This window comes from Variovorax soli NBRC 106424 (assembly GCF_001591385.1).
GTDB classification, from domain to species: domain Bacteria; phylum Pseudomonadota; class Gammaproteobacteria; order Burkholderiales; family Burkholderiaceae_C; genus Variovorax; species Variovorax soli.
This window is the reverse complement of record NZ_BCUU01000012.1, coordinates 1-23,256: the sequence shown is the minus strand read 5'-3', so window position 1 is coordinate 23,256 and position 23,256 is coordinate 1. Positions and strand designations below refer to the sequence as shown.

22 protein-coding genes, 1 tRNA gene and 1 pseudogene are annotated in these 23,256 nt (G+C 65.9%); 16 read left to right on the top strand and 8 right to left on the bottom strand.

Annotated elements, in window-relative coordinates:
- Window positions 1-79: 79 nt before the first annotated feature.
- Window positions 80-1,294 (top strand): DesA family fatty acid desaturase, encoded by a 1,215-nt coding sequence (locus VSO01S_RS05900; protein WP_068640874.1) that lies wholly within the window; start codon window positions 80-82, stop codon window positions 1,292-1,294.
- Window positions 1,295-1,476: 182 nt separating this feature from the next.
- Here VSO01S_RS05900 and rpmG read toward each other — a convergent pair whose 3' ends face one another.
- The 3 genes from rpmG to trxB form a co-directional block, all read right to left on the bottom strand.
- Window positions 1,477-1,650 (bottom strand): 50S ribosomal protein L33, encoded by a 174-nt coding sequence (rpmG, locus tag VSO01S_RS05895; RefSeq protein ID WP_007830291.1) that lies wholly within the window; start codon window positions 1,648-1,650, stop codon window positions 1,477-1,479.
- Window positions 1,651-1,661: 11 nt separating this feature from the next.
- Complete coding sequence (gene rpmB, locus VSO01S_RS05890) at window positions 1,662-1,895, bottom strand: 50S ribosomal protein L28 (protein ID WP_068640873.1); 234 nt, start codon at window positions 1,893-1,895, stop codon at window positions 1,662-1,664.
- A 184-nt stretch (window positions 1,896-2,079) separates the two neighbouring features.
- Window positions 2,080-3,030: a thioredoxin-disulfide reductase gene (trxB, locus tag VSO01S_RS05885; RefSeq protein ID WP_068640872.1), complete on the bottom strand. Its 951-nt coding sequence runs from the start codon at window positions 3,028-3,030 to the stop codon at window positions 2,080-2,082.
- 173 nt (window positions 3,031-3,203) lie between these two features.
- On the opposite strand from trxB, the gene VSO01S_RS05880 reads away from it, so the two are divergent.
- The 8 genes from VSO01S_RS05880 to VSO01S_RS05845 all read left to right on the top strand — a co-directional run bounded on the left by VSO01S_RS05880 (window position 3,204) and on the right by VSO01S_RS05845 (window position 12,237).
- Entirely contained in the window at window positions 3,204-3,878 is a 675-nt protein-coding gene (locus VSO01S_RS05880) for a Crp/Fnr family transcriptional regulator (protein ID WP_068640871.1), read from the top strand.
- A gap of 118 nt (window positions 3,879-3,996) precedes the next feature.
- Entirely contained in the window at window positions 3,997-6,390 is a 2,394-nt protein-coding gene (locus VSO01S_RS05875; RefSeq protein WP_068640870.1) for a DNA translocase FtsK, read from the top strand.
- A 36-nt stretch (window positions 6,391-6,426) separates the two neighbouring features.
- On the top strand, window positions 6,427-7,062 hold the full coding sequence (gene lolA, locus VSO01S_RS05870) for an outer membrane lipoprotein periplasmic chaperone LolA (RefSeq protein ID WP_068640869.1): 636 nt from the start codon (window positions 6,427-6,429) through the stop codon (window positions 7,060-7,062).
- 9 nt (window positions 7,063-7,071) lie between these two features.
- A complete protein-coding gene (locus tag VSO01S_RS05865; RefSeq protein WP_068640868.1) occupies window positions 7,072-8,370 on the top strand; it encodes a replication-associated recombination protein A in 1,299 nt (432 codons plus the stop codon).
- Window positions 8,371-8,596: 226 nt separating this feature from the next.
- A complete protein-coding gene (locus VSO01S_RS05860; protein ID WP_068640867.1) occupies window positions 8,597-9,526 on the top strand; it encodes a branched-chain amino acid ABC transporter permease in 930 nt (309 codons plus the stop codon).
- A 14-nt stretch (window positions 9,527-9,540) separates the two neighbouring features.
- Window positions 9,541-10,731, top strand: coding sequence for a branched-chain amino acid ABC transporter permease (locus tag VSO01S_RS05855; RefSeq protein WP_068640866.1), 1,191 nt, complete (start codon window positions 9,541-9,543; stop codon window positions 10,729-10,731).
- A 14-nt stretch (window positions 10,732-10,745) separates the two neighbouring features.
- Window positions 10,746-11,516 (top strand): ABC transporter ATP-binding protein, encoded by a 771-nt coding sequence (locus tag VSO01S_RS05850; protein ID WP_068640865.1) that lies wholly within the window; start codon window positions 10,746-10,748, stop codon window positions 11,514-11,516.
- A gap of 1 nt (window position 11,517) precedes the next feature.
- The gene (locus tag VSO01S_RS05845) at window positions 11,518-12,237 is read left to right on the top strand and encodes an ABC transporter ATP-binding protein (RefSeq protein WP_068640864.1); all 720 of its coding nucleotides are present in this window, start codon (window positions 11,518-11,520) and stop codon (window positions 12,235-12,237) included.
- A 49-nt stretch (window positions 12,238-12,286) separates the two neighbouring features.
- On the opposite strand, the gene VSO01S_RS05840 is transcribed toward VSO01S_RS05845, so the two are convergent.
- The gene (locus VSO01S_RS05840) at window positions 12,287-13,261 is read right to left on the bottom strand and encodes a Bug family tripartite tricarboxylate transporter substrate binding protein (protein ID WP_068640863.1); all 975 of its coding nucleotides are present in this window, start codon (window positions 13,259-13,261) and stop codon (window positions 12,287-12,289) included.
- 52 nt (window positions 13,262-13,313) lie between these two features.
- Window positions 13,314-14,375: a CDP-6-deoxy-delta-3,4-glucoseen reductase gene (locus VSO01S_RS05835; protein WP_068640862.1), complete on the bottom strand. Its 1,062-nt coding sequence runs from the start codon at window positions 14,373-14,375 to the stop codon at window positions 13,314-13,316.
- A 32-nt stretch (window positions 14,376-14,407) separates the two neighbouring features.
- On the opposite strand from VSO01S_RS05835, the gene VSO01S_RS05830 reads away from it, so the two are divergent.
- Window positions 14,408-15,337, top strand: coding sequence for an NAD-dependent epimerase/dehydratase family protein (locus VSO01S_RS05830; protein ID WP_068640861.1), 930 nt, complete (start codon window positions 14,408-14,410; stop codon window positions 15,335-15,337).
- 11 nt (window positions 15,338-15,348) lie between these two features.
- Here the strand turns inward: VSO01S_RS05830 and VSO01S_RS05825 are convergent.
- A tRNA-Leu gene (locus tag VSO01S_RS05825) sits at window positions 15,349-15,433 on the bottom strand.
- A 43-nt stretch (window positions 15,434-15,476) separates the two neighbouring features.
- Here VSO01S_RS05825 and cysM point away from each other — a divergent pair.
- From cysM to VSO01S_RS05805, 4 genes are all read left to right on the top strand, one after another.
- Window positions 15,477-16,379, top strand: coding sequence for a cysteine synthase CysM (gene cysM / locus VSO01S_RS05820; protein ID WP_068640860.1), 903 nt, complete (start codon window positions 15,477-15,479; stop codon window positions 16,377-16,379).
- A gap of 8 nt (window positions 16,380-16,387) precedes the next feature.
- Window positions 16,388-16,966, top strand: coding sequence for an NUDIX domain-containing protein (locus VSO01S_RS05815; protein WP_068640859.1), 579 nt, complete (start codon window positions 16,388-16,390; stop codon window positions 16,964-16,966).
- Window positions 16,956-17,183, top strand: a complete 228-nt coding sequence (locus tag VSO01S_RS05810) for a sulfurtransferase TusA family protein (RefSeq protein ID WP_068640858.1) — start codon at window positions 16,956-16,958, stop codon at window positions 17,181-17,183. The genes VSO01S_RS05815 and VSO01S_RS05810 overlap by 11 nt, the downstream gene beginning before the upstream one ends.
- Window positions 17,184-17,329: 146 nt before the next feature.
- Window positions 17,330-18,319, top strand: a complete 990-nt coding sequence (locus VSO01S_RS05805; RefSeq protein WP_068640857.1) for an SGNH/GDSL hydrolase family protein — start codon at window positions 17,330-17,332, stop codon at window positions 18,317-18,319.
- On the opposite strand, the gene galU is transcribed toward VSO01S_RS05805, so the two are convergent.
- Both galU and VSO01S_RS05795 read right to left on the bottom strand, forming a co-directional pair.
- Window positions 18,300-19,196, bottom strand: coding sequence for a UTP--glucose-1-phosphate uridylyltransferase GalU (gene galU / locus VSO01S_RS05800; protein WP_068640856.1), 897 nt, complete (start codon window positions 19,194-19,196; stop codon window positions 18,300-18,302). The genes VSO01S_RS05805 and galU overlap by 20 nt on opposite strands.
- A gap of 60 nt (window positions 19,197-19,256) precedes the next feature.
- Complete coding sequence (locus VSO01S_RS05795; protein ID WP_068640855.1) at window positions 19,257-22,127, bottom strand: valine--tRNA ligase; 2,871 nt, start codon at window positions 22,125-22,127, stop codon at window positions 19,257-19,259.
- Between the two features lie 116 nt (window positions 22,128-22,243).
- Between VSO01S_RS05795 and yaaA the strand changes: the two genes are divergently transcribed.
- Together yaaA and VSO01S_RS05785 are read left to right on the top strand one after the other, a co-directional pair.
- Window positions 22,244-23,062 carry a peroxide stress protein YaaA gene (gene yaaA / locus VSO01S_RS05790; RefSeq protein WP_068640854.1) on the top strand — a complete coding sequence of 273 codons (819 nt, stop codon included), beginning with the start codon at window positions 22,244-22,246 and terminating at the stop codon, window positions 23,060-23,062.
- A pseudogene (locus tag VSO01S_RS05785) lies at window positions 23,059-23,256 on the top strand (hypothetical protein); the annotation flags it as partial. The gene yaaA and the pseudogene VSO01S_RS05785, both read left to right, overlap by 4 nt.

Genomic DNA, 23,256 nt, shown 5'->3' with positions numbered 1-23,256 from the left:
AGGTCTTTTTTGGGGCCCTCCGGTAAAATGACGGCTTCAACTGAGAGCCGTGCCTTCGCGCGGCCATGGAGAACCAAAGTTGTTTTTTACTGATTCTGCTGTTGTGAGCTCTGCCATCGACTGGCTCGCCAACGGCTTGTGGGATCTCAGCTGGTGGCAGATCGTGCTGTACACGCTGGCGACCACGCACATCACCATCGCGGCCGTCACGATCTTCCTGCACCGCACCCAGGCGCACCGCGCCATGGACCTGGGCCCCATTCCATCGCATTTCTTCCGTTTCTGGCTGTGGATCGGCACCGGCATGGTCACCCGCGAGTGGGTCGCCATCCACCGCAAGCACCACGCCAAGTGCGAAACCGAAGACGATCCGCACAGCCCGCAGACGCGCGGCATCGAAACCGTGTTGTGGCGTGGCGCCGAGCTCTACCGTGCGGAAGCCAAGAACGCCGAGACCATCGCCAAGTTCAGCCATGGCGTGCCTGACGACTGGATCGAGCGCAACCTGTACAGCCGCTACAGCTGGCAGGGCGTGGGCCTCATGCTGATCCTGAACCTGGCCCTGTTCGGCGCCATCGGCGCGACCGTGTGGGCGGTGCAGATGCTCTGGATCCCCATCACGGCCGCCGGCATCATCAACGGCATCGGCCACTACTGGGGCTATCGCAACTTCGAGGCGCCCGACGCCAGCACCAACATCTCGCCGTGGGGCATCATCATCGGCGGCGAGGAACTGCACAACAACCACCACACCTACCCGACGTCGGCCAAGTTCTCGGTCAAGAAGTACGAGTTCGACATCGGCTGGGTCTACATCCGCATGATGCAGGCCGTGGGCTGGGCCAAGGTCAAGAAGGTTCCGCCGAAGCTGCAAATGGGGACCGTCCAGGCCGTGGCAGACGAGAAGACGCTCGAGGCCGTCATCGCCAACCGCTACGAAGTCATGGCCCGCTACGCCCGCGAGATGCGCCGTGCCTGCAAGGCCGAGATTGAGGCGCTCCAGGCCAAGGGCGCCGACCTGTCGGTGCTCAAGGGCGCCAAGCGCTGGCTGCACCGTGACGACGACAAGGTGCCGGCCTCCGCCCGCCAGAACCTGGCCCAGGCGCGCGCCGCCCACCCGGTGCTGGACAAGATGGTCACCATGCGCGAAGAACTGCGCCAGATGTGGCTCAATACCTCGCAGTCGCGAGAGCAACTCACCGCCGACCTGGCCGCCTGGTGCCATCGCGCGGAAGCCAGCGGCATTGCGGCGCTGAGGGACTTCTCGGTGCGCCTGCGCGCTGCCCGGGCCTGATCGGGCCATCCCTCCAAGAAAAACCGACCCGAAAGGGTCGGTTTTTTTATGCCTGAGCCGAGGGTGGCAGGCGCCCTGGGGAGGGTGGGGCCTGCTGGCCGGCGCGCCTCTCCGCCCAGAAGAAGCGGGCAACAAAAAACCCGCTGGATCGCAGCGGGTTTCTTGCGGGGAAGAAAGCCGAATTACTTCAGCTTGATTTCCTTGTATTCGACGTGCTTGCGCGCCTTGGGGTCGAACTTCATGATCGACATCTTTTCAGGCATCGTCTTCTTGTTCTTGCTGGTCGTGTAGAAGTGGCCGGTACCCGCGGTGGATTCCAGCTTGATCTTTTCGCGTCCGCCTTTGCTCGTTGCCATGATCGTGCTCCTTAGGCTTGGCCACGTGCACGCAGGTCTGCGAGCACGGCGTCGATGCCGTTCTTGTCGATCAGGCGCAGGGCTGCGCTGGAAACGCGCAGACGGACCCAGCGGTTTTCGCTTTCGACCCAGAAACGACGGTATTGCAGGTTCGGCATGAACCGGCGCTTGGTTTTGTTGTTGGCGTGGGAAACGTTGTTCCCGACCATCGGGCCCTTGCCCGTGACTTCACATACGCGTGCCATGAGGACACTCTTTCATGAACAGCTGGCACCTGACGGGGGTGGCCCCGATTCGGTGGGTTTCAGCTTGACCTCGCCAGTAAACGGGTGGCGGTAACCCGGCTTTGCCTGTGCGCCGATTCATTGCAAATCGTGCGCGCCAAATTTGGCAAAGCCATGGATTATAGCCTGACCCGGCGGATGGCGCTTATTCCTGCTCGAGGAAGCGCTGCGCGTCCAGCGCCGCCATGCAGCCGGTACCGGCGCTGGTGATGGCCTGGCGGTAGACATGGTCCTGCACGTCGCCCGCCGCGAACACGCCCGGCACGCTGGTCATGGTGGCCATGCCTTGAAGACCCGACTTGGTCAGGATGTAGCCGTCCTTCATCTCGAGCTGGCCCTGGAAGATGTCGGTGTTGGGGTGGTGGCCGATGGCGATGAAGCAGCCCTTGAGCTGCAGGTCCTCGGTGCCGCCCGTCTGCGTGTTCTTCAGCCGGATGCCGGTCACGCCCGAATCGTCGCCCAGCACCTCGTCCAGCGTGTTGTGCAGCTTGAGTTCGATCTTGCCTTCGGCGACCTTCTCATGGAGCTTGTCCACCAGGATCGGCTCGGCCTTGAACTTGTCGCGGCGATGCACCAGCGTGACCTTGCTGGCGATGTTGGAGAGGTACAGCGCTTCTTCCACGGCGGTGTTGCCGCCACCGATGACGCAGACTTCCTGCTCGCGGTAGAAGAAGCCGTCGCACGTGGCGCAGCCCGACACGCCGCGGCCCATGAAGTTCTGCTCGGACGGAAGGCCGAGGTACTTGGCCGAGGCGCCGGTCGCGATGATCAACGCATCGCAGGTATAGGTGCCGCTGTCGCCGGTCAGGGTGAACGGGCGCTTGCTGAAGTCGACCTTGTTGATGTGATCGAACACGATCTGCGTCTTGAACCGCTCCGCATGCTCCAGGAAGCGCTGCATCAGGTCCGGGCCCTGGACACCGTGCACGTCGGCTGGCCAGTTGTCCACCTCGGTCGTGGTCATCAACTGGCCGCCTTGTGCGATGCCGGTGATCAGCATGGGCTGCAGGTTGGCGCGCGCAGCATAGACTGCGGCGGTATAGCCCGCGGGGCCGGAGCCGAGAATGAGTACCTTGGCATGCTGGGTAGTGGACATTGGGGAAAGCCTGTAAAAGATGTAAATACACGCCCGGTGCGTGTACATTTTCAAGAAATTGATGGATACGAAGTATCCGTGCCCGGTTCCAAATGGGCGTCACGATGTTTTCAATGCGCGCGATTGTATGAATCCATGAAAAGCCGCGCGCCTTTAGAGAGGGATCCTGAAGAATGTCGATGCTTTCCAACCTCGAACTCCTTCGGCGTGTGCCGCTCTTTTCGGCATTGACTGCGGCGCAGTCGGCGAGCATCGCCGACGCCATCGTCAAGAAGCGCTTCAAGCGAGCCGAGGTGGTGGTGGAGCAGGGCAAGAAGTCCGATGCGCTCTACATCATCCTGACGGGCCGCGCCCGCGTGATGAGCACCGACAACCGGGGCCGGGAAGTCATCCTGGCGACGCTGCAGCCGGGCGACTACATCGGCGAGATGAGCCTCATCGACGACGAGCCGCATTCGGCCACCGTGCGCACCGAGGTGCAGACCGACGTGCTCATGCTCGGGCGCGAGGCCTTCTCGCGCGTGCTGCCCGAGAACAATTCCATGTCCTTCAATATCCTGCGCGGCCTGGTGGCGCGCCTGCGCCATGCCGATCGCAAGATCGAGTCGCTGGCGCTGATGGACGTCTATGGCCGCGTGGCGCGCTCGCTGCTTGAATTCGCGGTGGACGACGGCCAGGGCAACAAGAAGATCCGCGAGAAGATTTCCCGCCAGGACCTCGCCAAGATGGTCGGCGCCTCGCGCGAAATGGTGAGCCGCGTGATGAAGGACCTGGAGGAGCGCGGCTTCGTGGACACGCAGCCCGACGGCTCCATGCTCGTCAAGGACCGGCTCTCATCGCTCGCCTGAAGTCGCTGCATCGCGACCCGTCCTTTTGTGACAATGGGGCACCTGCCGGGTGCCCTGCCAAACATTTGACTGCAAGGGCGCCCTCGCGCATTCGCGCGGGCAGGCCGCTGCTTTTGCCATGACCTATTCGCTCAACACGCTCCAATCGACCGGCGGCACCGCGGCGCAGCCGGCGCGTGCGCGCGCATTGCGCTTCGCGCACGAGATCTCGCTCATTGCCGGTTTCGTCCTGCTCCTGTTCTGGCTGCTGGCCATGCTGAGCTACACGCCATCGGACGCGGCCTGGTCCACTTCCGGCACCGGCGGCGAGGTCAAGAACTGGGGCGGGCGCATCGGCGCCTGGCTGGCCGATGGCAGCTACTACCTGGCCGGCTATTCGGTCTGGTGGGGCGTGGCCGCCAGCTGGCGGGCCTGGATGTCTTCCTTGGCCGGCTGGCTGCGCGGGGCCGAAGGCCAGGTCGAGCAGCCGCCGCGCGGGCGCTTCAACCGCAGCCGCCTGGCGTTCTGGGGTGGCCTCGTCCTCCTGCTGTGCGCGAGCGCCGTCCTCGAATGGTCGCGGCTGTATCGGCTGGAATTCCGCCTGCCTGGCCACGGCGGCGGTGTGCTGGGGTACCTGGTCGGGCCGCCGAGCGTGAAGTGGCTGGGCTTCACCGGCTCGGCGCTGGTGGCCATCGCTGCCGGCGTGATCGGCTCCGCCCTGGTGTTCCGCTTTTCCTGGACGCAGATTGCCGAACGCATCGGCGCACGGCTGTACCAGCTGTTCGAATGGCGCCGTGAAAAGCGCGAGATCGCGCAGGACATCGCCATGGGCAAGCGCGCGGTGCGCGAACGCGAGCGCGAAGACAGCGTGCTGGGCGGCGAGCGCGACATGGAGGAACTCGAAGGGCCGGATGAGGAATTGCGGATCGAGCCCCGTCCCAAGCGCCGACCCGCCGCGCCGCCCGTGCAGATCGAACCCGCGCTGGCCGAAGTGCCCAAGAGCGAGCGGGTGGTCAAGGAGCGGCAGAAGCCCCTGTTCAAGGAACTGCCCGACAGCAAGCTGCCGCAGGTCGACCTGCTCGACGCTGCGCAGGCGCGCCAGGAAACCGTGTCCGCCGACACGCTGGAGATGACCAGCCGGCTGATCGAGAAGAAGCTCAAGGACTTCGGCGTGGAAGTGCGCGTGGTGCTGGCCTCGCCCGGTCCCGTCATCACCCGCTACGAGATCGAGCCGGCCACGGGCGTCAAGGGCTCGCAGATCGTCAACCTGGCCAAGGACCTGGCGCGCTCGCTGTCGCTGGTCTCCATCCGCGTGATCGAGACGATTCCGGGCAAGAACTACATGGCGCTGGAACTGCCCAATGCCAAGCGGCAGTCGATCAAGCTGAGCGAAATCCTGGGCTCGCAGGTCTACAACGAAGCCAAGTCCATGCTCACCATGGGCCTGGGCAAGGACATCGTCGGCAACCCGGTGGTGGCCGACCTGGCCAAGATGCCGCACGTGCTGGTGGCCGGTACCACCGGCTCGGGCAAGTCGGTGGGCATCAACGCCATGATCCTGAGCCTCTTGTACAAGGCCGAGGCGAACGATGTGCGCCTGCTCATGATCGACCCGAAGATGCTCGAAATGTCGGTCTACGAAGGCATTCCGCATCTGCTGGCGCCGGTGGTCACCGACATGAAGCAGGCGGCCCACGGCCTGAACTGGTGCGTGGCCGAGATGGAGCGCCGCTACAAGATCATGAGCAAGGTGGGCGTGCGCAACCTGGCCGGTTACAACGCGAAGATCGACGAGGCCAAGGCCCGGGGCGAGTTCATCTACAACCCGTTCAGCCTCACGCCGGACGACCCGGAGCCGCTCAAGCGCGAGCCGCATATCGTGGTCATCATCGACGAGCTGGCCGACCTGATGATGGTGGTGGGCAAGAAGATCGAAGAGCTCATCGCCCGCCTGGCGCAGAAGGCCCGCGCCGCCGGCATCCACCTGATCCTGGCGACGCAGCGGCCCAGCGTGGACGTGATCACCGGCCTGATCAAGGCCAACATTCCCACGCGCATCGCCTTCCAGGTCTCCAGCAAGATCGACAGCCGCACCATCCTCGACCAGATGGGCGCCGAGGCGCTGCTGGGCATGGGCGACATGCTCTACATGGCCAGCGGCACCGGCCTGCCGGTGCGGGTGCACGGCGCCTTCGTGTCGGACGATGAAGTACACCGCGTCGTCGCCTACCTCAAGTCGCAAGGGGAGCCGGACTACATCGAGGGCGTGCTCGAGGGCGGAACCGTGGACGGCGAAGGCGATCTACTGGGTGAAGGCGGCGGCGAAGGCGGCGAGAAGGACCCGATGTACGACCAGGCCGTGGAAGTGGTGCTCAAGCACCGCAAGGCCAGCATCTCGCTGGTACAGCGCCACCTGAAGATCGGCTACAACCGCGCGGCGCGGCTGGTCGAGGACATGGAAAATGCCGGCCTGGTCAGCGCCATGAGCGGCAGCGGGCAGCGCGAGATCCTCGTGCCGTCGCGCGCCGAGTAGGCCACGGATAGGCCACGGATAAGGACGATCGAATCGATGAAGCGTTTGTTGTTGTCAGGGATGACGCTCCTGCTGGTGGCCGGGCAGGCCTGGGCCGGCGGCATGGAAAGCCTGGAGAGCTTCGTGAAGAACGTGCGCTCGGGCCGTGCGCAGTTCACGCAGACCGTCACGCCCCCGGCCAAGGAAGGCGAGCCGGCGCGCAACCGCGTCTCCACGGGCAGCTTCGAATTCCAGCGGCCGGGCAAGTTCAGGTTCGACTACAAGAAGCCTTTTGCCCAGCAGATCGTGGCCGACGGCGAATCGCTGTGGCTCTACGACGCCGACCTCAACCAGGTGACGCAGCGCAAGCAGGCCCAGGCCCTGGGTTCGACTCCCGCAGCGCTGATCGCCTCGGCTTCCGACCTGCGCGCCCTGCAGGCTGATTTCCAACTCGAGGCCGCGCCCGACAAGGACGGCCTGCAATGGGTCAAGGCCAGCCCCAAGGCCAAGGACGGGCAACTGCAGCATGTGCTGGTAGGGTTTGCCGGCGAATCGCTGGCGGCGCTCGAGATCCTGGACAGCTTCGGCCAGCGCTCGGTGCTCAGGTTCGACAAGGTCGAAGTCAACCCCGCCTTGCCGGCCAGCACCTTTGCCTTCAAGGCGCCGGCGGGCGCCGACCTGATCCGGCAGTAGGCGTTTCGCTTGGCCTCCACAGCTTCCAGCGGCGCGCATCAGCCGCTTGCCGAACGCCTTCGTCCGCGCAAGCTGGACGAGGTGATCGGGCAGCAGCACCTGCTCGGGCCTGGCATGCCGCTGCGCATCGCCTTCGAATCGGGGCAACCGCATTCCTTCATCCTCTGGGGCCCGCCGGGCACCGGCAAGACCACCATCGCGCGGCTGATGGCGGATGCCTTCGATGCGCAGTTCATCGCCATCAGTGCGGTGCTCGGCGGCGTGAAGGACATCCGCGATGCCGTCGAGCGTGCACAGCTGGCGCGCGATGGCCTCACGCAGCAGCGCACCATCGTCTTCGTGGACGAAGTGCACCGCTTCAACAAGAGCCAGCAGGATGCCTTCCTGCCGCATGTGGAAAGCGGCTTGTTCACCTTCATTGGCGCGACCACCGAGAACCCGTCCTTCGAGGTCAATTCCGCGCTGCTGTCCAGGGCGGCCGTTTATGTGCTGCAGCCGCTGGCCGAGGCCGACCTCAAGCAGATCGTCGCCAAGGCGCAGGACCTGGGCGCCTTGCCGCCCATCGAGCCGGCGGCGCTCGATCGCCTGATTGCCTACGCCGACGGCGATGCCCGGCGCCTGCTCAACACGCTCGAGACCCTGGCCGTGGCGGCCCGCACCGAGAAGCTGGACGAGATCGCCGATGCCTGGCTGCTGCGCGTGCTGGGCGAGCGCATGCGCCGCTACGACAAGGGCGGGGAGCAGTTCTACGACACCATCTCCGCCCTGCACAAGTCGGTGCGCGGCAGCGACCCGGACGCGGCGCTGTACTGGTTCGTGCGCATGCTCGACGGCGGCGCCGACCCGCGCTACATGGCGCGCCGCCTGGTGCGCATGGCCAGCGAGGACATCGGCCTGGCCGACCCGCGCGCGCTGCGCCTGGCGCTGGACGCCTCCGAGGTCTACGAGCGCCTGGGCTCGCCCGAAGGCGAGTTGGCGCTGGCCGAATGCGTGGTCTACCTGGCGGTGGCGCCCAAGTCCAACGCCGTCTACAAGGCGTACAACGAGGCCCGCGCCTTCGTCCAGAAGGACGGCACCCGGCCCGTGCCCATGCATCTTCGCAACGCGCCCACCAAGCTCATGAAGCAACTGGACTACGGCAAGGGCTACCGCTACGCGCACGACGAGGAGGGCGGTTTCGCCGCCGGCGAGAACTACCTGCCCGAGGGCATGGAGCCGCCGGGCTTCTACCGGCCGGTGGAACGGGGGCTGGAAATCCGCATCGCCGAGAAGCTGCGCGAGTTGCGAAAGCGAAACGAAAGTGTCTGAAATACGGGACGGGAAGACCCCGTTCCGAGGCACTTCGTGTAGCGGGAAAACCCCGCCCAGATTGGCCCGATTTGGCCCTTTCGTTTGACTACAATCCCGCCCACTAACCCGCAGCCAACCCGTCGCTGGCGGGTTTTTTGCTAAGTAAAAGGCCTCTGCGCCGACCGGGCGTCAATGGTCAATGGAAGCAGCTCCCAAGGCTGCAACGAAAAAAGGGAACCCTGTTATGGACATCTTGCTGCAACAGATCATCAACGGTCTGGTCCTCGGCAGCATGTACGCCCTCATAGCCCTAGGCTATACGATGGTGTACGGCATTATCAATCTCATCAACTTTGCCCACGGCGAGGTCCTCATGGTCGGGGCACTGACCAGTTGGACCATCATCGGCTGGATGCGTGAAGCCATGCCCAACTCGCCCGGGTGGCTCATCCTCATCCTGGCGCTCATCATCGCCTGCGTCGTCGCGGCGGTACTCAACTTCGTGATCGAAAAAGTGGCCTACCGGCCGCTGCGCAACAGTCCCAAGCTGGCGCCCCTGATCACCGCCATCGGCATGTCGATCCTGCTGCAGACCATCGCCATGATCATCTGGCGGCCCACCAACAAGGCGTATCCCACGCTGCTGCCGTCCGAGTCGATCCATATCGCAGGCGCGTCGATTTCGCCCACGCAGATCATGATCCTGGGATTGACGGCCGTCTCCCTGGCCGTGCTGATGTGGATCGTCAACTTCACCAAGCTCGGCCGGGCCATGCGCGCCACGGCCGAGAACCCGCGCGTTGCCGCACTGATGGGCATCCGCCCCGACATGGTGATTTCCGCCACCTTCATCATCGGCGCGGTGCTCGCCGCCATTGCCGGCGTGATGTATGCGTCCAACTACGGCATTGCGCAGCATGCGATGGGCTTCATCCCCGGCCTCAAGGCCTTCACCGCAGCCGTGTTCGGCGGCATCGGCAACCTGGCCGGCGCGGTGGTCGGCGGCATCCTGCTGGGTGTGATCGAAGCGGTGGGCGCGGGCTACCTCGGCACCATCACCGGGGGCGTGCTGGGCAGCCAGCACAGCGACATCTTCGCGTTCATCATCCTGATCCTGACGCTCACCGTGCGCCCCTCGGGCCTGCTGGGTGAGCGTGTGGCCGATCGCGCTTGAGGAGGGTCATAAACATGAACGATTCCTTCAAGAAGATCGCGGTCTTCCTCGTCTCGGCCGTGCTGCTCGTGGCACTGCCGCTGGTGCTGCAGACCCAGGGCAATGCCTGGGTGCGCATCGTCGACATCGCCCTGCTGTACGTCATGCTGGCACTGGGCCTGAACATCGTGGTGGGCTACGCCGGCCTGCTCGACCTGGGCTACGTGGCTTTCTTCGCCATCGGCGCCTACCTGTTCGCGCTGCTCGAGTCGCCGCACCTGACCGAGACGTTTCCGGCCATCAAGGCGATGTTCCCGAACGGCCTGCATATCTCGATCTTCATCGTGATACCGATGGCCTTCCTGCTGGCAGCGGTCTTCGGGGTGATCCTCGGCGCGCCAACGCTGAAGCTTCGGGGCGACTACCTGGCCATCGTGACGCTGGGTTTCGGTGAAATCATCCGCGTGTTCCTCAACACGCTGGACCACCCCTACAACATCACCAACGGCCCGAAGGGCATCCTGGCCATCGATCCCGTGCACATCGGCGGCATCAACTTCGGCAAGACGCTCAAGCTCGACGGCTTCTCGATTCCTTCGGTCACGCTGTACTACTACCTGTTCCTGGCGCTGGTGATCATCACCGTGATCATCTCGCACCGCCTGCAGCTGTCCCGCGTGGGCCGCGCCTGGATGGCCATCCGCGAGGACGAAATTGCAGCCAAGGCCATGGGTATCAACACCCGCAACATGAAGTTGCTGGCCTTCGGCATGGGCGCGAGCTTCGGCGGCGTGTCCGGCGCCATGTTCGCCTCGTTCCAGAGCTTCGTGTCGCCCGAGTCCTTCAGCCTGATGGAATCGGTGATGATCGTCGCCATGGTGGTGCTGGGCGGCCTTGGCCATCTGCCGGGCGTCATTCTTGGCGCGGTGCTGCTGGCGGCACTGCCTGAAGTGCTGCGCTACGTGGCTGGTCCGCTGCAGGCCATGACGGACGGGCGCCTGGACGCGTCCATCCTGCGCCAGCTCTTCATTGCGCTGGCCATGATCGTGATCATGCTGGTGCGTCCGCGCGGCCTGTGGCCGTCGCCGGAGCATGGCAAGTCGCTCAACCGGCGCAAGGCGCCGGACCCGGTGCCGGGTTCCACGCAAGCCGTCACGCCCGGCGTGGACAACCCGGCGGACGAAGTCCCCGGCGATTCCTCGCGCCCGATGTCGATCAATCCCTGAGCGAGGAGCCATTCATGACTGAAACGATCCTCGACGTCCGGGGCATTTCCAAGCGCTTCGGCGGGCTGCAAGCCCTGTCCGACGTGGGCATTTCCATTTCTCGCGGCCAGGTGTATGGCCTCATCGGCCCCAACGGTGCCGGCAAGACCACCTTCTTCAACGTCATCACCGGCCTGTACACACCCGACAGCGGCACCTTCCAGCTGGCCGGCAAGCCGTACCAGCCCACCGCCGTTCATGAAGTGGCCAAGGCCGGTATTGCACGCACCTTCCAGAACATTCGCCTGTTCGCCGACATGACGGCACTGGAGAACGTGATGGTGGGACGGCACATCCGAACTCACTCGGGTGTCATGGGCGCCATCCTGCGCACCCGGGGCTTCAAGAACGAAGAGGCCGAAATCGCAGAGCGTGCACACCAGCTGCTCGACTATGTCGGCATCGGCAAGTACGCCGACTTCAAGGCCCGCACCCTGAGCTACGGCGACCAGCGTCGCCTGGAAATCGCGCGCGCGCTGGCCACCGACCCGCAGCTCATCGCACTGGACGAGCCGGCCGCCGGCATGAATGCCACCGAGAAGGTGCAGCTGCGCGAACTGATCGATCGCATTCGTCGCGATAACCGCACCATCTTGCTGATCGAACACGACGTCAAGCTGGTGATGGGCCTGTGCGACCGCGTCACCGTGCTCGACTATGGCAAGCAGATCGCCGAAGGAACCCCGGCAGAAGTGCAGAAGAACGAAAAGGTGATCGAGGCCTACCTCGGCACCGGAGGACATTGAAATGAGCGCAAAGACTCTGCTGAAAGTCAGCGGCCTGAAGGTCGCGTACGGCGGCATCCAGGCCGTGAAGGGCGTGGACTTCGAAGTGCGCGAGGGCGAGCTGGTGTCGCTCATCGGCTCCAACGGCGCCGGCAAGACCACCACCATGAAGGCCATCACCGGCACGCTGCCGCCGCTGGCCGGCGACATCGAATTCCTGGGCAAGAGCATCAAGGGCCGGGGCGCCTGGGACCTGGTGTCCGAAGGCCTGGTCATGGTGCCCGAGGGCCGCGGCGTGTTCACCCGCATGACGATCACCGAGAACCTGCAGATCGGCGCCTTCATCCGCAACGACAAGGACGGCATCGCGCAGGACATCGAGCGTGTGTTCACCACCTTCCCGCGCCTGAAGGAGCGCGCCACGCAGCTGGCCGGCACCATGTCGGGCGGCGAGCAGCAGATGCTGGCCATGGGCCGCGCGCTCATGGCGCGCCCCAAGGTGCTGCTGCTGGACGAGCCCTCGATGGGCCTGTCGCCCATCATGGTCGACAAGATCTTCGAGGTGGTGCAGGAGGTGTACAAGCAGGGCGTCACGATCCTGCTGGTGGAACAGAACGCCAGCCGCGCGCTGCAGCTGGCCGACCGCGGCTACGTCATGGAGTCGGGCCTGATCACCATGACCGGCGAGGCCAAGGTGATGCTCAGCGACCCGAAGGTCAGAGCCGCCTACCTGGGCGAATAAGAAAAAAGCCGGCGAAAGCCGGCTTTTTCATTCGGGCGCGCAAGGAGCGTCAATCCACCCGCGCACCGGTGGCCTTCACCACCTTCTCGTATTTCGCCAGCTCGCTCTTCATGAAGGCGCCGAACTGCGCGGGCGTGTTGCCCACGGGCTCGGCCATCAGGTTGGCGAACCGGGTCTTGGTCTCCGGCGCGGAGAGCGCAGCCACGAAGGCCTTGCTCATCTTGTCGAGCGTGTCCTGCGGCGTGCCGGCGGGCGCCACCAGGCCCCACCAGGTGTCGATGGAAAAGCCCTTGAGGGTGTCCGCCACCGGCGGCGCCTCGGGCAGCATGGGGCTGCGCGCCAGCGTGGTCACGGCCAGGGCCTTGAGCTTGCCCGAGCGGATGTTGGGCGCGGCGGTGGCCAGGTTGTCGAAGTTGAAGTCCACCTGCTGCGACAGCAGGGCCAGCTGCGCCGGATTGCCGCCGTTGTAGGGAATGTGCGTGGCGAAGATGCCCGCTTCCTTCTTGAACATCTCGCCCGCCAGGTGGCCCGCGCTGCCGTTGCCGCCGCTGCCGTAGTTGAGCTTGCCGGGATTGGCCTTGGCGTAGGCGATGAGGTCGGCCAGCGTGTTGATCTTCAGCCGCTGCGCCGCTTGCGCGTTCATCACCAGCACATTGGGCACCCGCACCATCTGCGTGATGGGCGCGAAATCGGTGGCGGCGTTGAAGGGCATCTTGGCGAACAGCCACGGGTTGACCGCATTCGTGGCGGTGGCGGCAATGCCGATGGTCAGGCCGTCGGGGGCGGCCTTGGCCACCGCGTCGGCACCGATGTTCCCGCCCGCGCCCGGCTTGTTGTCGATGATCACGGTGCCAAGCGAATCCTTCACGCCCTCGGCCAGCACGCGCGCGGTCACGTCGATGGGGCCGCCGGCGGCGTATGGAACGATCAGATGGATGGGCTTGCCCTGCTGCGCCCAGGTGGGCAGGGCGGCGGTGGCCAGCGCCGCGGCGGCGGTGGCGATGAGGATTCGGCGTGAATTCATTGTCTCTTGTGGCTGCTGTGCGTGTTGCGAAAACTGGCCCGCGAAGCGCCCCTCAGGGCACGGCCTTGTCGGCTTCGGTGGTGAAGGCGTCGGCGAAGAACTCTTCCTCGGGCAGGCCAGCGCGTGACACATAGTCCTTGCGCGCCGAATCCACCACGATCGGGGCGCCGCAGGCATACACCTGGTGGCCCGAGAGGTCGGGAATGTCCTCGAGGACGGCCAGGTGGACGAAGCCCGTGCGTCCCGTCCAGTTGTCCTCGGGCACCGCGTTCGACACCACCGGCACGTAGCGCAGGTTGGGCATGCGGGCCACGCGCCCCTGCAGCCAGTCGTCCATGTACAGGTCTTCCGGGCGCCGGCCACCCCAGTACAGCACCGCCGGACGCGTGATGCCCTTGTGCTCCATGTGCTCGATCAGCGCCTTGATCGGCGCGAAGCCGGTGCCCGATGCGAGCAGCACGATGGGCTTGTCGGAGTCCTCGCGAAGAAAGAAGCTGCCGTAGGGCCCTTCGATTCGAAGGATTTCCTTTTCCTTCATGGCGCCGAACACATGGTCGGTGAAGCGCCCGCCCGGCATGTGTCGCACGTGCAGTTCGACCCCATGGCCGGGCTGCGCCAGCGTATGCGGCGCATTGGCCATCGAATAACTGCGGCGCACGCCGCCTTGCAGGATGAACTCGATGTACTGGCCGGCATGGAACTGCAGCGGCTCGCCGGCGGGCATCTGCAGCCGGATCGACATCACGTCGTGCGACAGCCGGGTGAGCGCCTGCACCCGCACCGGCATCTTGCGAATCGGAAAGGCGCCGGCCTCTGTGACCTGGCGCGACTCCAGCACCACGTCGGTCTTAGGCCTCGCGCAGCATGTCAGCACATAGCCGTTGATCTGTTCCTCGGCGCTCAGTGCCTTGCTCTGATGCGGGCCGATCTCGACGTCGCCCGAGAGCTTTCTGCATTTGCACGAGCCGCAGGCGCCGTCCTTGCAACCGTAGGGCAGGCCGATGCCTTGGCGAATGGCCGCAGCCAGGATGGTTTCGTCGCCGTGCGCGACGAAATTGCGTCCGCTCGGCTCGACGGTAATGGAAAAGCCCGCCTCGGGCACCCCTGAACTCATGGGTATTCTTCGTCTCCAGTAAAGGATGAATTTTGCCTGCAATCCATAGTCCCCTCGGCGCGCTGCCCGCGCGCTTCCGCCGCGAGCGGGTGCTCATCGTCGGCTGCGGCGACGTCGGTCTCCGCGCGGCCCGGATGCTGTCCGGGCGGGTGCGCCTGCTGGCGCTGACTTCTTCGCCTGCGCGCGTCCCGCAATTGCGCGCCGCGGGCCTGACGCCCATCGTGGCCGACCTGGATCGGCCCGCCACCCTGCGGCGCCTGGCCGGCATGGCCGACCGGGTCCTTCACCTGGCGCCGCCGGCACGGATGGAATCCGGCCCCTGGTGGCGCGATCTGCGCACCATGTCGCTTGTGCGGACGCTGCGGCGCCGCAGCGCCCCCCGCTCGCTGGTCTACGGGTCGACCAGCGGCGTGTACGGAAACTGCGATGGCGCGCGGATCGACGAAACGCGTGCCCTGCGGCCGGACACGCCGCGCGCCCATCGGCGCGTGGATGCCGAGCGCGCCGTGCGCTGGCTGGGCCGATCGGGCGTGAAGGCGCACGTGCTGCGCATTCCCGGCATCTATGCGGCCGACCGCGAGGGCGGCACGCCGCGCGAGCGCCTTGCCCGCGGCACACCGGTGCTGCGGCGCGAGGACGACGTCTACACCAATCACATTCAGGCCGACGACCTGGCCCGCGCCTGCGTCCTGGCCCTGTGGCGCGGCCGCCCGCAACGCATCTACCACGTGAGCGACGACAGCGAACTGCTGATGGGCGACTACTTCGACCTGGCGGCCGACCTGTACGGCATGGCGCGTGCACCACGGCTGGCGCGCGACGAGGCGCAAGGCCAACTGCCGCTGCAGTTGCTGAGTTTCATGGGGGAATCCCGGCGGCTGGACAACACACGCATGAAGCGCGAGTTGCGGCTGCGCCTTCGCTATCCCACTGTCAGGCAGGGGCTGCAAGCCCTGGGATAGTCCAGCAGCGCTGGTGCCCGAGGCCGGAATCGAACCGGCACGCCTTGCGGCGGGGGATTTTGAGTCCCCTGCGTCTACCAATTTCACCACTCGGGCTATGAGAGCGAAGAGAGCCGGAAATTATGGCACAGTGCTTGGCATGAAGTACCCGACGATCGAAGACGCCATCGGCAAGACGCCCCTGGTGGCGCTGCAAAGAATCGAGGCGGCGGACAATGCCCGGCGCGGCAATGTCATCCTGGCCAAGCTGGAAGGCAACAACCCCGCGGGCTCGGTCAAGGACCGTCCCGCCCTGTCCATGATCAAGCGTGCGGAAGAGCGCGGCGAGATCAAGCCCGGCGACACGCTCATCGAAGCCACCTCCGGCAACACAGGCATCGCGCTGGCCATGGCGGCGGCCATTCGCGGCTACCGCATGGTGCTGATCATGCCGGAAGACCTCTCGGTGGAGCGCGCCCAGACCATGAAGGCCTTCGGTGCCGAACTGGTGCTCACGCCCAAGAGCGGCGGCATGGAATACGCGCGCGACCTGGCAGAGCAGATGGTGGCGCAGGGCAAGGGCCGCGTGCTCGACCAGTTCGCCAACCCCGACAACCCGCGCATCCACTACGAGACCACCGGCCCGGAGCTGTGGGAGCAGACGGGCGGGCGCATCACCCACTTCGTGAGCGCCATGGGCACCACCGGCACCATCACCGGCGTGTCGCACTTCCTGAAGGAAAAGAACCCGGCGATCCGCATCGTGGGCGCACAGCCCGACGAAGGCTCGCGAATTCCGGGCATTCGAAAGTGGCCGCAGGAATACCTGCCCAAGATCTACGAGCCCAGCCGCGTCGACGAAACCATCAACGTGAGCCAGGACCATGCCGAGGACATGTGCCGCCGGCTCGCGCGCGAAGAGGGCATCTTCTCCGGCATTTCGGCGGCCGGCGCGCTGTGGGTGGCCCTGCAGGTGGCCAAGACCGTGGAGAACGCGACCATCGTCTTCGTGGTGTGCGACCGCGGCGACCGCTACCTTTCCACCGGCGTGTTTCCGGCCTGAGACCGACGATGCCCCATCCCCAGTTCTGCCAGGCGTGCGCCACGCCGCTCGAATGGATCGCGATGATGGAAGACGGCGGACCCAAGGAGCGCCTGCGCTGCCCCGCCTGCGGCCACACGCACTGGAACAATCCCACGCCGGTGCTGGCTGCCATCGTCGAATACCGCGGCAAGGTGCTGCTGGCGCGCAATGCGGCCTGGCCGGGCAAGATGTTCGCGCTCATCACCGGCTTCATGGAGGCTGGCGAGACGCCGCAAGAGGGCATTGCGCGTGAGGTGAAGGAAGAAACCAACCTCGACGTGAGCTTCACGAAGATCGTCGGCGCCTACGACTTCCAGCGCATGAACCAGGTCATCATCGCCTACCACGTGGTGGCCGATGGCGAGGTGCGGCTCTCGCCCGAGCTGGTGGACTACAGGCTGTACGACCTGCCTGATCTCAAGTGCTGGCCCGCGGGCACCGGCTATGCGCTGGCCGACTGGCTGCGCACGCGTGGACACGAGCCGGTGTTTTTCACCCAAGAAGAAAATGAAGAGCGGCGCAGGGGACTGAACCTGCCGCCCGAGGAGCCCCAACGTGCAAGTTGACCGCGAAATCGACACCCGAGGGCTCAATTGCCCGCTGCCTATCCTGAAGGCGAAGAAGTCGCTCAACGACATGCAAAGCGGCCAGCTGCTGCGCGTGGTGGCCACCGATCCTGGCTCGGTGCGCGACTTCCAGGCCTTCTCGCGCCAGACCGGCAACGAGCTGGTCGAGCAGCAGACCTCGGGCTCCGACTACATCCACATTCTTCGCCGGAGATAGGCGTGCGGCCCAGGAACAGGGCATTGGCATGCGCTTTCCTTGGTCTGATTCTTCTCGCGGCTGTAGCGGGTGTCTGGGCTGTGCGGGCCGCCGGCGACGTCGGCCCGCCGGCGCAAGTCCTTTGGCAGAATCGACCGATCGGTGCCGTGCCGCTGGCCGTGCTGGGCGACTCCAACAGCCACTCGTTTCAGGACGGACTGGTGTTTCGTCCGGGCGACGGCTCGCGCGGCGGCGATTTTCATGCGCGCACCCTGGGCTGGGTCGACGGACTGGCGCGCCTGCGGGGCCACGAACTGGACCCGGGCCCGCGCCTTGTCTGGGGAAGCTCCGGGCGCATTTCCTCGGCGCGCCGCGCCCTGGGGCTGCCGGTGGGGCGCATTCCCATCAAGGAAGACTACCTCTACAACTTCGCCAATTCCGGCGCCGACTGCAACAGCCTGACCTCGGGTCCATTTCGCCAGGCGCCGCGCCTGGCCGCGCTCATGGACAAGGAGCCCGAGCGCTGGCGCGACGGCGTGGTCGTCATCTTCATCGGCGTCAACGACTGGATGCGCACGCTGGATCTTCAGGTGCGCAATCCCGCCGCGCCCGAACTGGATGCCGTGATCGCTCGCTGCACCCGCCGGATCGCCGAAGCGATGTCGATGCTGCGCGAGCGGCAACCGGCCCTGCGGTTCCTGGTCATCGGCATGGGCAACGTAGCGAATGACCCTGGCAATTCCGACAAATTCCGTTCTGCGCTGCAGATGCGCAACCTTCGCATCGCGCTGGAGCGATTCAACGCATCGATGCGCGGCCTGGTCGACGAAACGCTCCGAACGGCGTTCCTCGATCAGGAGGCCTGGTTCCATGGGCTGTGGGGCGACAGAGACGCCAACGGGCAGCCTCGATACAAGACCGTCACGATCGGCGACGGCTTCAAGGTCACCAATACCACCGGCGACGATCCGCACAACGCCATGCTGGTGGATGGCCATGCCGGAACCGTCGCGAATGCGCTGCTGCTGCAGGCGATCGTCGGGCGCCTGCGGGAGGCCTTCGACCTCCCCGTGACGCCTGTGGGCGACGACGAGCTGTGGCGCTACCTGCAGCCGCTGGTCGCGCCGAACGGCGGCGTCAAAGGCTCAGGCTCTTGAGGTAGTCGCGGAACGAGCCGCCCACCTCGGGGTGCTGCAGCGCCAGTTCGACCGTGGCCTGCAGGAAGCCTTCCTTGCTGCCGCAGTCGTAGCGGGTGCCCTGATAGGGATAGGCGTAGACCGATTCCTTGTCCAGCAGCGCCGCGATGCCGTCGGTGAGCTGGATCTCGCCGCCCGCGCCCTTGGGCTGGTTGCGGATTTGCGCGAACACCGAGGGCGAGAGAATGTAGCGGCCGGCAACGCCCAGGCGCGAGGGCGCGGCTTCGGGGCTGGGCTTTTCCACCATGCGGCGCACGCGGGTGAGGCCGTCCTCGACCGCGTCGCCGGCCACGATGCCGTAGCGCTTGACGTGTTCCAGCGGCACTTCCTGCACCGCGAGGATGGAGCCGCCCAGGCGCGCGTGCGCACGCACCATCTGCCCCAGGACGCCTTCGCCGCCGGTGGGCCCGACCATCAGGTCATCGGCCAGCAGCACGGCGAAGGGTTCATTGCCGACCAGGTGCTCGGCGCACAGCACCGCATGGCCCAGGCCCAGCATGCGCGGCTGGCGCACGTAGGAGCAGGTCATGTCCTCCGGCGCGACCGAGCGGGCGATGTTCAGCAGCGCGTCCTTGCCGCTGGCTTCGAGCTGGCTCTCCAGTTCGTAGGCGGTGTCGTAATGGTCTTCGATGGCGCGCTTGTTGCGGCCGGTGACGAAGATCATGTCGCGGATGCCGGCTGCGTAGGCCTCTTCGACGGCGTACTGGATGAGCGGCTTGTCGACCACCGGCAGCATTTCCTTGGGCTGCGCCTTGGTGGCCGGAAGAAATCGGGTGCCGAATCCCGCCACGGGGAAAACGGCCTTGCGGATACGCGTCGTCGTTGTCGAATTGGGCATGCTGGGGGTGCTTGGGATGACTCAAAGTCCTATCGTAGTCGCCGCTGGCCGCGTTCGACGTCAGCCAAGACGCACTAACTGGTCTTTCAGCCGGGTCAACATGGCCGAAAAGTCCGCCACGCGCTGTTTTTCCTGCTCGATGACGGCCGGCGGCGCCTTGGCCACGAAGGCCTCGTTGCCCAGCTTGCCGTTGGCCTTGGCGATCTCGCCTTCGATGCGCGCCAGTTCCTTGGCAATGCGGGCCTTCTCGGCGGCCTTGTCGATTTCCATGTGCAGGCACAGGCGCGCCGGGCCGACCACGGCCACGGGGGCTGCCTCGGCGGCGGCCGTCCAGGCGGCCTCGTTGTCGAACACCTTCACTTCGCTGAGCTTGCCCAGCGCCTGGAGCACCGGCGCGGCGCTGCGCAGGAATTCGGCGCTGGCCGCGTCGTCGGCCACCGCATACAGGGGCAGGCGGGTGGCGGGCGAGACCTTCATCTCGCCGCGCAAGGTGCGGCAGGCGTCGACCAGCGCCTTCAGGCGCGCCACATGTGCCTCGGCCGCCTCGTCAATCTTCTCGGCCTGGCTTTCGGGATAGGCCGCGACCATGATCGACTCGCCGTGCCGGCCGGCGACCGGCGCCACCTTCTGCCACAGCTCCTCGGTGATGAAGGGGATGAGCGGATGCGCCAGGCGCAGCAGCGCCTCCAGCGTGCGGATCAGCGTGCGGCGCGTGGCGCGCTGCTGCGCCTCGCTGCCGGTCTGGATCTGCACCTTGGCGATTTCCAGGTACCAGTCGCAGAACTCGTCCCAGGCGAACTGGTAGATCGCGTTGGCCACGTTGTCCAGGCGCAGGTCGGCAAAGCCCTGGGCCACCTCGGCCTCGACGCGCTGCAGCTTGGAAGCGATCCAGCGGTCGGCCTGCGAGAAGCTCATGTAGCCGTGGAATTCGCCGCCGGGCTGGCATTCTTCCTTGGTGTGCTCCTTCAGGCCGCAGTCGTAGCCCTCGCAGTTCATCAGCACGAAGCGCGTGGCGTTCCAGAGCTTGTTGCAGAAGTTGCGGTAGCCCTCGCAGCGCTTGCTGTCGAAGTTGATGCTGCGGCCCAGCGACGCCAGCGCCGCGAAGGTGAAGCGCAATGCATCGGCGCCGTATGCCGGAATGCCTTCGGGGAATTCCTTCTGCGTGTTCTTGCGCACCGTGGGGGCGGTTTCCGGCTTGCGCAGGCCCTGGGTACGCTTCTCGAGCAGCGTGGGCAGGTCGATGCCGTCGATGAGGTCGACCGGGTCGAGCACGTTGCCCTCGGACTTGCTCATCTTGTGGCCGTGCGAATCGCGCACCAGGCCGTGGATGTAGACCTCGCGGAACGGCACCTTGCCGGTGAAGTGCTTGGTCATCATGATCATCCGGGCGACCCAGAAGAAGATGATGTCGTAGCCGGTGACCAGCACGCTGGAGGGCAGGTACAGCGCCAGGTCTTCGGTCTGCTCGGGCCAGCCAAGCGTGGAGAAGGGCACCAGCGCCGACGAGTACCAGGTGTCCAGCACGTCCTCGTCGCGGCGCAGCTGCCTGCCCGGCGCCTGGGCCTGGGCCTCGGCCTCGTCATGGGCCACGTACACATTGCCTTGCTCGTCGTACCAGGCGGGAATCTGGTGGCCCCACCACAGCTGGCGTGAAATCGTCCAGTCCTGGATGTTCTCCATCCAGTGGTTGTAGGTGTTGACCCAGTTCTCGGGCACGAACTTCACCTCGCCCGAACGCACCGCCTCGATGGCCTTGTGCGCGATGGAGGTGCCGTCGGCGCCCGGCTTGGTCATGGCCACGAACCACTGGTCGGTGAGCATGGGCTCGACCACCGCGCCGGTGCGCGCGCAGCGCGGCACCATCAGCCTGTGCTTCTTGGTTTCGACCAGCAGGCCCAGCGCTTCCAGGTCGGCCAGCACCGACTTGCGGGCCACGAAGCGGTCCTGCCCGCGGTATTTTTCGGGCGCGTTCTCGTTGATGGCGGCATCGAGCGTGAGCACGCCGACGATGGGCAGGTGGTGGCGCAGGCCCACGGCATAGTCGTTGTGGTCGTGCGCGGGCGTCACCTTGACCACGCCGGTGCCGAATTCCTTGTCGACGTAATCGTCGGCAATGATCGGGATCAGGCGGTCCACCAGCGGCAGGCGCACCTGCTTGCCGATGAGGTGCCTGTAGCGCTCGTCCTCGGGGTGGACCATGACGGCGGTGTCGCCCAGCATGGTCTCGGGGCGCGTGGTGGCCACGGTGAGCGAGCCGCTGCCGTCGGCCAAGGGGTAGCTGATGTGCCAGAGGAAGCCTTCTTCCTCCTCGCTTTCCACCTCCAGGTCGCTCACCGCGGTCTTGAGCACCGGGTCCCAGTTGACCAGGCGCTTGCCGCGGTAGATGAGGCCCTCGTTGTAGAGCATCACGAAGGTCTGCGTGACGATCTTCGAAAGCCGCTCGTCCATGGTGAAGTACTCGCGGCTCCAGTCCACCGTGTCGCCCATGCGGCGCATCTGGCTGGTGATGGTGTTGCCGGACTTTTCCTTCCATTCCCACACGCGGGCGACGAAGTTCTTGCGGCCCAGGTCGTGGCGGCTCTGGCCCTGCTCCTGCAGTTGGCGCTCCACCACGATCTGGGTGGCGATGCCGGCATGGTCCGAGCCCGGCACCCACAGCGTGTTGTCGCCCTTCATCCGGTGGTAGCGGGTGAGGCTGTCCATGATGGTCTGGTTGAAGGCATGGCCCATGTGCAGCGTGCCGGTCACGTTGGGCGGCGGCAGCTGGATGGAGAAGGCCGGCTGCCCCTGCTTGGGCTTCCTGGTGCCGCGATAGCCGGCCTGGGCGTAGCCGCGGCGCTCCCACTCCGGGCCCCAGTGCGCTTCCAGCGCTGCGGGTTCGAAGGACTTGGACAGGCTCTGGAGGCCGGGCTGGTTCGGGGTGTCGCTCATGGCAAATGGGGCTGGTGGGGCGGGCAGCGGAGCAAACCTGAAGGATGCCGGCTGCCGCAGGTGGCCCGAAGGCCGGGGAAGCCGTCGATTTTAAGGCGACACGGGATAATCCCTCGATGCTCTTCCTGCTGTCTCCCGCCAAGTCGCTCGACTACGAAAACCCGCTCCCTTCCCACCTTGGCGCCGACCTTCCCGCCACCACGCCGCATTTCGAGAGCCCGCGCGGACCGTCCACCGAACTCATCCGCATCCTGCGCCAGAAGTCGCCGCAGGACATTGCGCAGCTGATGGACCTGTCGGACAAGCTGTCGCTGCTCAACGTGGGCCGCTACGCCGCCTGGCGCGCCAAGAGCACCCCCGAGAATTCGCGCCAGGCCGCCATGGCCTTCGACGGCGACGTGTACGGCGGCCTCGACGCCAGGAGCCTGACGCGCGCGCAGCTCGACTGGGCGCAGGAGCACATCGTGATCCTGAGCGGCCTGTACGGCGTGCTGCGCCCGCTCGACCGCCTGCAGCCCTACCGCCTGGAAATGGGCACGCAGCTGGCCAATCCGCGCGGCAACAACCTGTACGACTTCTGGGGCCGGCGCATTTCGGACTACCTGAACACGCGGGCCGCGGCCGACGCCACGCCGGTGGTGATCAACCTCGCGTCGCAGGAGTACTTCCGCTCGGTGGACCTCAAGGCGCTCAAGGCCCGGGTGGTCGAATGCGTGTTCGAGGAATGGAAGCCCGCGCCGGGCAAGCCTGGCGGCGGGCAGTACAAGATCATCAGCTTCTTCGCCAAGCGTGCGCGCGGCCTCATGGCCCGCTGGGCCGTACTGCACAAGGCCGCGACGCCTCAGGCGCTGGAGCGATTCGACCTCGAAGGCTATGCTTTCGATGCCGCCGCCTCCCGACCCGACCGCATGGTATTTCGCAGGAAGAGCCCATGACAGACACGCAGCAAGCATCCTCCTCCAGCCACTCCGCCCACGCCAGCCAGCCCATCAGCCCCGAGCTGCGCCGCTGGGTGGCCGAGCAGATGGCCGCCGGCCACAGCAACACCGCCTTGCGCCAGTCGATGCGCGATGCAGGCTGGATGCAGGACGCCATCGACGCCGCCCTCGGCCCGGCCGCCGTGGCCGCC

Bases quoted from the DNA above. Each gene is read 5' to 3' on its own strand.
- VSO01S_RS05850 (WP_068640865.1), top strand. From the start codon at position 10,746: ATGACTGAAACGATCCTCGACGTCCGGGGCATTTCCAAGCGCTTCGGC.
- lolA (WP_068640869.1), top strand. From the start codon at position 6,427: ATGAAGCGTTTGTTGTTGTCAGGGATGACGCTCCTGCTGGTGGCCGGG.
- yaaA (WP_068640854.1), top strand. From the start codon at position 22,244: ATGCTCTTCCTGCTGTCTCCCGCCAAGTCGCTCGACTACGAAAACCCG.
- VSO01S_RS05875 (WP_068640870.1), top strand. From the start codon at position 3,997: ATGACCTATTCGCTCAACACGCTCCAATCGACCGGCGGCACCGCGGCG.
- VSO01S_RS05835 (WP_068640862.1), bottom strand. From the start codon at position 14,375: ATGAGTTCAGGGGTGCCCGAGGCGGGCTTTTCCATTACCGTCGAGCCG.
- rpmB (WP_068640873.1), bottom strand. From the start codon at position 1,895: ATGGCACGCGTATGTGAAGTCACGGGCAAGGGCCCGATGGTCGGGAAC.
- VSO01S_RS05795 (WP_068640855.1), bottom strand. From the start codon at position 22,127: ATGAGCGACACCCCGAACCAGCCCGGCCTCCAGAGCCTGTCCAAGTCC.
- galU (WP_068640856.1), bottom strand. From the start codon at position 19,196: ATGCCCAATTCGACAACGACGACGCGTATCCGCAAGGCCGTTTTCCCC.
- cysM (WP_068640860.1), top strand. From the start codon at position 15,477: ATGAAGTACCCGACGATCGAAGACGCCATCGGCAAGACGCCCCTGGTG.
- VSO01S_RS05815 (WP_068640859.1), top strand. From the start codon at position 16,388: ATGCCCCATCCCCAGTTCTGCCAGGCGTGCGCCACGCCGCTCGAATGG.
- VSO01S_RS05845 (WP_068640864.1), top strand. From the start codon at position 11,518: ATGAGCGCAAAGACTCTGCTGAAAGTCAGCGGCCTGAAGGTCGCGTAC.
- VSO01S_RS05860 (WP_068640867.1), top strand. From the start codon at position 8,597: ATGGACATCTTGCTGCAACAGATCATCAACGGTCTGGTCCTCGGCAGC.
- trxB (WP_068640872.1), bottom strand. From the start codon at position 3,030: ATGTCCACTACCCAGCATGCCAAGGTACTCATTCTCGGCTCCGGCCCC.
- VSO01S_RS05880 (WP_068640871.1), top strand. From the start codon at position 3,204: ATGTCGATGCTTTCCAACCTCGAACTCCTTCGGCGTGTGCCGCTCTTT.
- VSO01S_RS05840 (WP_068640863.1), bottom strand. From the start codon at position 13,261: ATGAATTCACGCCGAATCCTCATCGCCACCGCCGCCGCGGCGCTGGCC.
- VSO01S_RS05855 (WP_068640866.1), top strand. From the start codon at position 9,541: ATGAACGATTCCTTCAAGAAGATCGCGGTCTTCCTCGTCTCGGCCGTG.
- rpmG (WP_007830291.1), bottom strand. From the start codon at position 1,650: ATGGCAACGAGCAAAGGCGGACGCGAAAAGATCAAGCTGGAATCCACC.